The following is a 3,349-nucleotide window of genomic DNA, read 5'->3' on the forward strand; positions in this document are numbered from 1 at the left end:
TGTATATAATACCACGTAGCCCTGCGTGGCCATTAGCTGTAGTTCTGGAGTAAAATGAGGACCATAACTAAGGTATGGACCACCGTGTATCTCAAGAATTAAAGGATATTTTTTGGATGCATCAAAATCAGGGGGATATACAATCCAGCCTTGAACTTCTTTGTTGTCATATGAAGAATTAAACCAGATTTCTTCAACTTTTCCAATTTTCTTGTTTATTAAAAAGTTGTCATTTAATGAAGTGATTCTCTTTGCTTCACTTTTGGAAGGGTATTTATTTACTGCAAGCTCTGCGGGTCGGCTTGTGCTGGCCTCTGTGAACACATAATTGCCATTGTTGGCAATTGAAAATGAACCTGAACTATAAGGCCGACCATAGCTCTCGCTGCCAAGTTCTGAAGAGATATTTGTAGTCTCTCCGTTAAGTTTCATAGCAGCTAAAATTACTTTACCGTGTTTGGTGTACTTAACAAACAGGTTTTTAGAATTAACTTCCCATTCATAATCATCTATATCTAAATCCAGATTGTGTGTGATTTCTGTTATTTGAGACCCATCAAGATTCATGTAGTATAATTTTGATAATTGATAACCTACAAACTTGTCCTTATAATGAGAAAAAACTATTTTTTTGCCATCAGGTGAAACTTTTGGGTTTTGATATGGCCCTTTTCCGGTGGTTAATCTTTCAATGGTAGCACTGTGTGAATTTACCTTATATAAATGTGAATTGTTTGGGTTTAATTCGGCATTTTCTTCTCTGTTGGCAGAAACAATAAGGTTTTTTCCATCAGGCATCCAACTGAAGTTGGAATGATTAAAGTTTCCAAAAGTGATTTGCCTTGCAGCCCCACCTTTGGCACTTACGATAAAGAGATGTCTGAAACCTGATTCCACAAAACCAAAATTCCCATCAGATCGGTAGTTTACTTTATCAATAATTTTTGCCGGTTTTGCCCAGTCAGCACCCTCTGGCGGACCGGGAAAATCACCTATTTTAGTTTCTTCAGAAGGTACAAACATGCTAAAGGCAATCCAATTGCCATCAGGAGACCAGCTAAGGTTTCCTGGCGATTTTGATAGATTTGTTATAGAAGCTGTTTGGCCGGTTTTCATCCATCTCACAAAAATTTGTGCGCTTCCTTCTTCAGCGCTCACATAGGCAATTCTTGTTCCATCAGGTGACCAATTAGCATTGCTGAAATTTTGCTTTCCCGATGTAAGTGGCATTTCTGAGGTTCCGTCAAAATCAATCAGCCAGAGGTTTGTAAATTTTTTATCGGTTTTAATATCAAATTGGTTTCTAAAGTACACAATTTGGCTACCGTCAGGTGAAATTTTTGGTTGGCCGGCATATTGCATTTCAAAAACGTCTAAATAGTTAAAGGGTGTTTTGTTTTGGGAAGTGAGGGTAGTACTGCTTATAAATGCTATACATATTGCCCCAAGGCATTTTATAAAAAGAGCTTTCATATACAAATAAATCAATGAGTTAATTGGTCAAAAGGTACAAAAAAAGGTGTTTAAATCTACACAATCTTAGGTGAACTAGTTATAGGCCTTCTTTCAATTTGTTGAGTTCAGATTTTACGTGATTGAGTTTTTGGATGATTTCAAAAGAATCAAGTGTTTTTTTTCTGTTTTCTTTTAAGTGTGTTTTTGCACCTTCCAAAGTAAAACCACGTTCCTTTACCAAATGAAAAATAATTTCAAGCTTAAGAACGTCATCAGGAGTAAATTTGCGATTCCCTTTGGCATTTTTTTTTGGTTTCAATTCAGTAAACTCCTTTTCCCAAAAACGAATTAATGATGGATTTACATCAAAAGCTTTGGCAACTTCACCAATGTTGTAATATCTTTTTTCGGGAAGGTTTGCTTTCATACTGTTGACCGCAAATGCGGTTATCTCGTTAATTTTTAAAAACCTTATTTTGCATATGTGTTTTGAAACCCAAAGTAAACAAACTCTTTTTCATCGGCTTTGTCCAGACTGGTTAAATTACAAAGAATCTCTTCGTTTTTATCTTCGTGCTTGACACAACTTAAACACAAACGAGTAGTGGGAATCAAATCAGGATTCAAAGGTGTTCCATCGTCGTTAAAATATCCTGATATGTGTTCCATTACTTGCTTTTTAATCCAATGATTGATTTTCTTGTTGAGATTTTCTTAAGAGGATTTCAAATTCTTCAGCTGTTAAGTTTCCATAATAGAAATTAATAGGATTAATTTGTTGTCCGTCTTTAGTCACTTCATAATGCAGGTGGGGAGCTTGCGATCTTCCGGAGCTACCCACGAAACCTATTATGTCTCCACGCTCAACGAATTGCCCAACTCTTACATTGTATTTGTGTAAATGAGCATAAAGTGTTTCATAGCCAAACCCATGGTCAATAACTATATGATTTCCATAGCCGGTAGCCCTGTTGTCAGCTCTCATTATCCGGCCGTTTCCTGTGGCATAAACGGGAGTTCCACGTGGTGCTGTAAAATCCATTCCATAGTGAAACTTTCTGACTTTTGTGAAAGGATCGTTACGCCATCCATAGCCGGATGCCATTCGTGATAGGTCTTCGTTTGCCACGGGCTGAATGGCAGGAATTGCAGCTAGTAATTTTTCTTTTTCCTCTGCTAAAACAGTAATTTCATCAAGTGACTTAGATTGTACTACCAATTGCTTAGTTAAAATATCCATGCGTCTGTGCGTTGAGACAATCAGTCTTGAATTGTCAAACCCTTCAAGATCTCTATACCTGTTAACCCCTCCAAACCCGGCTTTGCGTTGCTCTTCAGGAATGGGTTCAGCTTCAAAATAAAGCCTGTATATATTATCATCACGCTCTGCAACTTCGGCAAGAACATCTTCAATATCGGTCATTTTTCTATTAAGTAATTCATATTGAAGCTTCATATTGGAAAGCTCCCTACTTAAAATTTTTTCTCTGGGTGTTTCGAGTGAAGGAATACTTAAATAAACTAACAACAGCAGAAAACCACTTAAGATCATTCCCAAGAGATAGATTAAAACCAATCCGAAACGACGGCCTTTTTTACGTTCTATTTTCCTATAAGAAAGTGTCTCGCTGTCGTAATAATATTTAACCTTTGACATAAGTTAAATTGTGCTATTTTTGCATTGTGAGTTAAAAGTAACAATTACTTTTTTAACTAACAAAAATAAAAAATAGTATAAGACCTACTCTTAAATTAATATTCCTTTAGCATTTATGAAGTCACAAGACATTCGCAAACAATTTTTAGAGTTTTTTAAATCCAAACAACACACCATTGTTCCTTCTGCTCCTATGGTCATTAAAGATGACCCCACCCTTATGTTCACCAATGCGGG

The 3,349-nt window shown here is 36.4% G+C and carries 4 protein-coding genes; all 4 read right to left on the minus strand.

Features of this window, described 5'->3' with window-relative positions; translation table 11 throughout:
- Positions 1-1,473: DPP IV N-terminal domain-containing protein (locus AACY61_RS10815; RefSeq protein ID WP_339611593.1), on the minus strand; the 1,473-nt coding region annotated here is incomplete at its 3' end.
- A 79-nt stretch (positions 1,474-1,552) separates the two neighbouring features.
- Positions 1,553-1,882, minus strand: a complete 330-nt coding sequence (locus tag AACY61_RS10820; RefSeq protein WP_339611594.1) for a MerR family transcriptional regulator — start codon at positions 1,880-1,882, stop codon at positions 1,553-1,555.
- Between the two features lie 44 nt (positions 1,883-1,926).
- Positions 1,927-2,124 (minus strand): hypothetical protein, encoded by a 198-nt coding sequence (locus AACY61_RS10825; RefSeq protein ID WP_339611595.1) that lies wholly within the window; start codon positions 2,122-2,124, stop codon positions 1,927-1,929.
- 10 nt (positions 2,125-2,134) lie between these two features.
- Positions 2,135-3,112, minus strand: a complete 978-nt coding sequence (locus AACY61_RS10830; RefSeq protein WP_339611596.1) for a M23 family metallopeptidase — start codon at positions 3,110-3,112, stop codon at positions 2,135-2,137.
- Between the last annotated feature and the right edge of the window lie 237 nt (positions 3,113-3,349).

This window comes from uncultured Planktosalinus sp. (assembly GCF_963973675.1).
In the GTDB taxonomy this organism is placed as follows: domain Bacteria; phylum Bacteroidota; class Bacteroidia; order Flavobacteriales; family Flavobacteriaceae; genus Planktosalinus.

Excerpts from the sequence above, each read along its gene's own strand:
- AACY61_RS10830 (WP_339611596.1), bottom strand. The coding sequence starts at position 3,112 with ATGTCAAAGGTTAAATATTATTACGACAGCGAGACACTTTCTTATAGG.
- AACY61_RS10825 (WP_339611595.1), bottom strand. The coding sequence starts at position 2,124 with ATGGAACACATATCAGGATATTTTAACGACGATGGAACACCTTTGAAT.
- AACY61_RS10820 (WP_339611594.1), bottom strand. The coding sequence starts at position 1,882 with ATGAAAGCAAACCTTCCCGAAAAAAGATATTACAACATTGGTGAAGTT.